Source organism: Paenibacillus ihuae (assembly GCF_001368795.1).
In the GTDB taxonomy this organism is placed as follows: domain Bacteria; phylum Bacillota; class Bacilli; order Paenibacillales; family Paenibacillaceae; genus Paenibacillus_AQ; species Paenibacillus_AQ ihuae.
Map to the genome: position 1 here is coordinate 1,934,131 of NZ_LN831198.1, position 6,586 is coordinate 1,940,716.

Annotated in this window: 7 protein-coding genes; all 7 read left to right on the forward strand. The window is 51.5% G+C overall.

Annotated features, from left to right (window positions below; genetic code table 11):
* Positions 1–1,549 (forward strand): amino acid permease (locus tag AQR02_RS08690; RefSeq protein WP_054942044.1); only part of this gene is annotated, 1,549 nt, incomplete at its 5' end.
* 172 nt (positions 1,550–1,721) lie between these two features.
* The gene (locus tag AQR02_RS08695) at positions 1,722–2,630 is read left to right on the forward strand and encodes an EAL domain-containing protein (protein WP_054940226.1); all 909 of its coding nucleotides are present in this window, start codon (positions 1,722–1,724) and stop codon (positions 2,628–2,630) included.
* On the forward strand, positions 2,611–3,579 hold the full coding sequence (locus AQR02_RS08700; protein WP_054940227.1) for a GGDEF domain-containing protein: 969 nt from the start codon (positions 2,611–2,613) through the stop codon (positions 3,577–3,579). Before AQR02_RS08695 ends, AQR02_RS08700 begins: the two co-directional genes overlap by 20 nt.
* 115 nt (positions 3,580–3,694) lie before the next feature.
* The gene (locus AQR02_RS08705) at positions 3,695–4,138 is read left to right on the forward strand and encodes a hypothetical protein (protein WP_054940228.1); all 444 of its coding nucleotides are present in this window, start codon (positions 3,695–3,697) and stop codon (positions 4,136–4,138) included.
* Between the two features lie 324 nt (positions 4,139–4,462).
* A complete protein-coding gene (locus AQR02_RS08710; RefSeq protein WP_054940229.1) occupies positions 4,463–5,362 on the forward strand; it encodes a selenium metabolism-associated LysR family transcriptional regulator in 900 nt (299 codons plus the stop codon).
* Positions 5,363–5,403: 41 nt separating this feature from the next.
* Entirely contained in the window at positions 5,404–5,970 is a 567-nt protein-coding gene (locus tag AQR02_RS08715) for a GNAT family N-acetyltransferase (RefSeq protein WP_054940230.1), read from the forward strand.
* A 134-nt stretch (positions 5,971–6,104) separates the two neighbouring features.
* Positions 6,105–6,586 (forward strand): PHP domain-containing protein (locus AQR02_RS33810; protein WP_245237592.1); only part of this gene is annotated, 482 nt, incomplete at its 3' end.

Consider the following 6,586-nt stretch of genomic DNA (forward strand, 5'->3'; position numbering starts at 1 on the left):
TGAGCAACTGCTGCAGGACAAAAAGGATTTAAATAAATTCGGCTATGCCCAGGAGCTGCTGCGCAGTATGGGCGGCTTCTCCAACTTTGCCATCTCCTTTTCCATTATCTCTATACTCACCGGAGCTGTCTCCCTTTACGGCCATGGCCTGACTTACGGCGGTCCGGGGATGATGGGCTACGGCTGGCCGCTGGTAGCGCTGTTCGTGCTGCTGATAGCGGCTGCGCTGGCTGAACTGGCTTCTGCCATTCCTACGGCCGGGGCACTGTATCACTGGGCTTCGGTGCTGGCGAACAAACGGTGGGGGTGGTACACAGCCTGGATCAATCTGATCGGCCAGATCGGGATTGTTGCCGGCATTGATTATTCCGCTGCATTGTTCGCTGATCCGCTGCTGTCGGATGTCTTCGGCTATACCTCGACGGATACCACGATTCTAATCACGTTTATTGTTATCCTGCTCACCCACGGCATCTGCAATCATGTCGGTATCCGCATGGTCGCAAGATTGAATGATTTCTCTGCCTGGTACCATATTGTGATTGCCGCAGGACTGGTCGTAACACTGGCGCTATTCACTAAATCCGACCTCCAGCCGGTCAGTTATTTATTCAAAGTTGGAGAGACATTCTCCGATAAGCCGTATGCTTTTGCCTTTCTGATCGGGCTGTTGCAGGCACAGTGGACCTTTACCGGCTACGATGCGTCTGCCCATACCATTGAAGAGACGGTGAATCCGCGGATCCGCGCGCCTTGGGGAATTTTCACCTCGGTAGCCTATTCGTTTGTTTTCGGATTTATTATGCTGGCCTTTGTGACTTTGTCGATTCAGGATGCGGGCGCGGCTACGGCGGCAGACAATGCTTTTATATATGTCATTAGCGAGGCGCTCGGCGGCACTTTCGGCAAAATCATCCTGTGGCTCATTACCCTGGCAATGTGGTTTTGCGGGTTGTCCTCCATTACCTCCTTCTCCAGAATGATGTACGCCTTCTCCCGGGACAAAGGGATGCCGCTAAGCAGACACTGGGCGGAAATCTCCAAGAAATACCGTACACCGGCCAAAGCGATCTGGCTGTCGGTTGCCCTCTCTTTTCTGCTGGCTTTTATTGATTATCTGATTAAAATCATCAATCCGGATGCTACCTACGGAACGTTAGTATTTCTCACGGCAGTAAGTGTGGTCGGCCTGTATGTGGCATACGGCATTCCGATCTTCCTGAAGCTGCTGGCCCAGCGCAAAGGCTTGTTTCAGCCCAAACATCTGGGACCATGGAATTTAGGCAAATACAGTAATATTGTTGCGGTGCTGTCCCTGGTGTGGATCGTGTTCATCAGTGTAATTATGATGATTCCGCCTAATCAAAACGCGGCCTATGCAATGCTGGGCATGATGGTGATCCTGATAATTATGGATTTCACGTATTACCGCAAGCATTTCGAAGGACCGCAGGCTGCGCTTCGGACCTCCATGGCGGACCTCCAGCGAAGAGAACAGGAATTGGAGCTAAGCTCCGGCCAGGGAACGGGCTCTGCCACCACGCTATAGTGAACCTACATACCTTTCCGGCTGAGTTATCCTCTGCCTGCTGCTGCAGGCGGAGGATTTTTGTGTCTAATTGTCGAGATTTGGCAGAGTACTTTATCGCCGCTTAATACTTCCCATATATGCTTGTAAAAAGAGTGATAAAATTCACGAAGAAAAGCATATAGGTGATGAGATGAATAAACAGCGGACACTGTCCCACAAATTAGCGGTAATTCCCCAGTACCTCCAGCATTTAAACGGCAGGCTAAAAGGGGAAGTCAAAGCGCTTGGCCAATTATCCGCATTGCTGGATATTATGAATAATGAACGTCTGGATACGTTTTTCCAGCCGATACTTCAGCTGCGAACCGGGTGGACACTCGGGCATGAGGTGCTTAACAGGCCCCCTGCTTCGATGCATTTTCCGACTACCGAGCATTTTTATGAGTTTGCCGGACGGACGGAGCAGATGTACAGGTTTGAACAAAATTGCCGCAGGATGTCACTTACGCGGTATATGGAAAGACTGCCGAGGACAGAGGCCGGGAGCGGGAGGCTTGTTTTTGTTAATGTCCATCCGGGGGTACTGGATGACGCCCGCCATAAAAGCGGTGAGACACTGGCCTTGCTGCAGTCGCTGGGATTGTCACCGGAGCGGATTGTTTTTGAACTGACTGAACGGCAGGCGGTGCAGGATTATATCGGCTTTGAAAAAGTGTTGTCCCATTACCGTGAGCAGGGCTTCCGGATTGCTGTTGACGATGCGGGCTCCGGTTATAACAGCCTAAAAACACTTGTCTATTTGAAACCGGAATTTATCAAGCTGGATAAATCACTGATCCGCGGAATTCACGGCAGCCGGGAGCAGCAGGAGCTGCTGGAGCTAGTCAGGGAATATGCTGCGCGCTCGGCAACCCGGGTAATCGCAGAGGGGATTGAAACGGCGGAGGAGCTGCTGTTTCTACAGCGGGCAGGCATCGATTTCGGACAGGGCTATGCGCTGGGCAGACCGGCACAGCTGCCGGTACATGGAGCCTTGCCGCCGGGATCCATTCAAGCTGCAGGAAGAGGAGGCTACAGCTATGTTTCTTCAGATCGGTGAAATTGCTGAGCAGATTCCGGAGATTTCTCCGCATCATAAATGCGAGTATGTGGATCAAATCTTTAAAACAAGCCCCCGGCTGCAGGGAGTCTGTGTTACTGAAAACGGACAAGCCGTAGCCTTGATCATGCGAATCCGTTTTTATCAGCAGATCGGCACTTTGTACGGTTACACGCTTTATATGGGCAGACCGGTGGAGCTGGTTATGGACCGGAACCCGCTGGTAGTTGACTACAAGACACCGATTACTGAGGTCAGCCGATTAGCAATGGACAGAAGTGAGGAGCATCTATACGACTACGTGCTTGTAACACATGAAGAGCATTTATTCGGGGCGGTTAGCGTCCGTGATCTGCTGCTTAACTTTGCCGAGATTCAGGCGGTTGCGGCCAGCTTTCTCAACCCGCTCACAGGTCTGCCCGGCAACCTCAGCATCAATGAATGGATGGTGAAGTCGCTTTTGCAGGAACAGTTCAGTGTGCTTTACATCGATCTGGACCATTTCAAAGCGTATAACGATTCATACGGATTTAAAGAGGGTGACCGGATGATTCAGGCGGCGGCTGAGATACTGAAGCATTCTGCCCTGCAGCTGGAAGGGTTCCTGGGCCATATCGGCGGAGATGATTTTATCATCTTTATAAATAATTATCAGTTTGAAGAATGCTGCAAGAGGATCATTAAGGAGTTCGAAACAGCTATAAAGGGGTTCTATCACCCCGGTCATCTGGCACAGCAATATGTACTGGCGGAAACCCGTTCGGGGCGCATGGAAAAAATCCCGCTGGTCTCGATCTCTGTTGCTGTAGTGACTAACCGCTTCCGCCAATTCGCAACGATCGAAGCCCTTTCCGAGGAAGCGGCGCGGATTAAGAAAAGATGCAAAATGATCAAAGGCAGCAGCTATGTGGACGATTCTGACCTCATTGTCAGCAGATCCGGCAACTAACGCGGGTAGTTCTCTGCGGCTGAGTAGGGTTAGTACGCTTGAACAAGCTGCGTCTATGCGGTAATATTGACAACAATAAGAGCATGCTAGACCCTTTCGGTGGAGAGTGATGAGAATGCATGGCAAGGGGCTGGAGTCGTGGGGGGCGTTCGAACCCTTCCACATCATGCTGAATGATTACAGGGTCGCTGATATCGTGATAACTTCTCATGCCCAGAGCCGCTATTCGGACCGGGTAAGCCAAGGCGAAGGCAACGGCAGCAATGGAGAGATTGGCGCATGGTTGTGGCAATGTCTGAAACAGAACCGGATTAAGCCATATTTGCAGAGCAAATACAACGCGTTCCTGATAGACGAGGATACCGTTGTGATTGCAGAGTTCAAGCAGCTGGAAGGCATCACCAGCTTTTCCGGCCGTCCGCTGCATATCATGGTCATCATATCCTTTCTGGGGCGGATCTCAGCGACTCCACAACTGCGGGATTTGCAGACGTATTATTCCAGGCAGCGGAATTCCCGCCGGATGAAGCTGATGAAGAAGCGCCGCAAACGCAGATAATGCACAGCGATTTACGAAGAAGGCATGCGGCTGAGGCTGCATGTTCTTTTTTTAAGAGGAAGTATCTATTGAAAGTTAAATGAATTGCTATTTTTGCTGAACTAAAGAACTGCCAGTGGCAGAAGTGGCGGAGGTGAAGTTTGGAACTGTAGGAGCGTTAGCGATCGCCTTTATGTTTGGATTTCAACCGTGGACAACGGTTGCAATCAGGAAATCCAAACATAACAGCGACCGGAAGTCCAAACATTCACCGCAGTCCACGACCGAAGCTGATTGGGCTATTAAAAAGTTCTGCTATTATAGCAATGAAGGAGTCCAGAATGTATGAATTTTCATCAGCTACATATTTTTTATACCGTTTCCGAACAGGGAAGCTTCTCGGCTGCTGCCCAGAGACTGCATATGACACAGCCTGCCGTGACCATGCAGGTGCAGGCGCTGGAGGATTATTTTGGCGCCAAGCTGTTCGACCGCTCCAGTAAAAAAATCGTTCTGTCTGAAGCAGGCCAGGTCCTTCTGCCTTATGCACGGCGGAGCATTCAGCTGATCCGGGAGGCAGATCAGGCTATGTCGGCGTTCACACATATGCTGGAGGGGCGGCTGCAGCTGGGCGCCAGCCTGACAATTGGCGAGTATGTGCTTCCGCGGCTGCTCGGGCCCTTCGGTAAAGCGTATCCGAATATCTCCATTATGATGAAAGTGATGAACACCTCGCAGATCATAGAGGAGATTCATAAGCATCAGCTGAATTTCGGGCTGATTGAGGCCCCGGTATCGCATCCGGCGATGGTATTTGAACCGGTCATGGGCGATGAGCTTAAGCTGATCGTTCCCAGGGAGCATCCGCTAGCGGACAAGGAGGAAGTTACACTGGCTGAAGCGCTGCAGTACCCGTTCGTGCTGCGTGAGCAAGGGTCGGGAACCCGTAGGGTGATGGAAGAGCAAATGCTTGACAAAGGGCTTGATCCGGGAGCAATGCGGGTGGTGATGGAGCTGGGCAGCACGGGAGCGGTCAAGTCAGCCGTGGAAGCCGGTCTGGGCATCACGATTATCTCAGCTTCTTCGGTCAAGCATGAAGTCACACTCGGCTTACTGAAAATTGTGAATATTTCAGATGCCTCTTTTAAACGGCAATTCTATGCGATTCATCTGAAATCAACGCTGCTTCCGATCTCGGCGGTCACCTTTCTGACTTTTCTGCGAGAGCATACGGATGAATGGTAATAGCCAGTAGGGTATTTAACAACAGATGGGGGAGGCGGAGGATGGCTGTATTGTTGAAGGGAGAAAAGGTTGTACTGCGGGATCTGACCGAAAGCGATATACGTAAAATCTATTATCACTACTATGAAGCAGAAGACCAGGAGTTTCAGCGCTGGGATGGACCCTATGAACCGCTGGAAGAGCTGAGCTATGAACAATTCGCCGGGAAATATCAGGGGGCATTAGCCCTTGCTGGAACGGATGAACCCCGGAACCGGCTGATTATAGAAATCGGCGGTGAGCTAAAAGGCACGGTCGGCAGATACTGGGTGTCGGAGGCTACGAACTGGTTCGAAATCGGCATCGTTATTTTTGACTCCCGGTACTGGTCAGGCGGTTACGGCACTGAGGCGTTCAAAATGTGGATGGCCTATCTGTTTAATTCGCTTGATACCGTACGCCTCGGTATAGGCACCTGGTCCGGCAATGTCCGGATGATGGGTCTGGCTGCTAAATGCGGTATGGTAGAAGAAGCGCGTGTCCGTAAAGCACGTATCGTGCGGGGCGAGCATTATGATGCCATTAAAATGGGGATTCTTCGTGAAGAATGGGAGTCGGCAGGCAGATAATATATCTTGGGAACGGAGTGGCTGGCGTGGACAAACCGAAGGCAGAAGATAAGCAATTGGAAAATAGAAAAGATGCTAAGCCAGAACTTCATGGGCGCTGTGATTTGCATACGCATTCTCAAGCGTCCGACGGCATGCAGCCGCCAGCGGAAAATGTACGGATTGCCTATGCCAAAGGGCTGTCGGCAGTAGCCATTACTGATCATGATACGGTCAGCGGCGTTGCGGAAGCAATAGAAGCAGGCCTGAAACACGGAATTGCCGTCGTACCTGGCGTTGAGATCAGTACCCGTGCTGAAGGCAAAGAAATCCATGTGCTCGGATATTATATAGATATCGAGCAGGAGCGGTTTCTCTCACGGCTTGCAGCACAGCGAGATACCCGGGCTGCGCGGAACGAAGCGATCCTCGCTAAGCTGCGCGGGCTTGGCATAGATATTACGCTGGAACAGGTTATAGCCAATCTGGGCCGCGAACTCAAGCCGGATGAGAGCGTCGGGCGGCCGCATATCGCCGATGAGCTGGTTCGGCTGGGAGTGGTGGCGGATATGCGCGCTGCCTTCGATCAATATCTGGCAGACGGTGCGGTAGCTTATGTATCGCCTCCGCGCATAAC

Bases quoted from the DNA above. Each gene is read 5' to 3' on its own strand.
- AQR02_RS08695 (WP_054940226.1), top strand. From the start codon at position 1,722: ATGAATAAACAGCGGACACTGTCCCACAAATTAGCGGTAATTCCCCAG.
- AQR02_RS08700 (WP_054940227.1), top strand. From the start codon at position 2,611: ATGTTTCTTCAGATCGGTGAAATTGCTGAGCAGATTCCGGAGATTTCT.
- AQR02_RS08705 (WP_054940228.1), top strand. From the start codon at position 3,695: ATGCATGGCAAGGGGCTGGAGTCGTGGGGGGCGTTCGAACCCTTCCAC.
- AQR02_RS08710 (WP_054940229.1), top strand. From the start codon at position 4,463: ATGAATTTTCATCAGCTACATATTTTTTATACCGTTTCCGAACAGGGA.
- AQR02_RS08715 (WP_054940230.1), top strand. From the start codon at position 5,404: ATGGCTGTATTGTTGAAGGGAGAAAAGGTTGTACTGCGGGATCTGACC.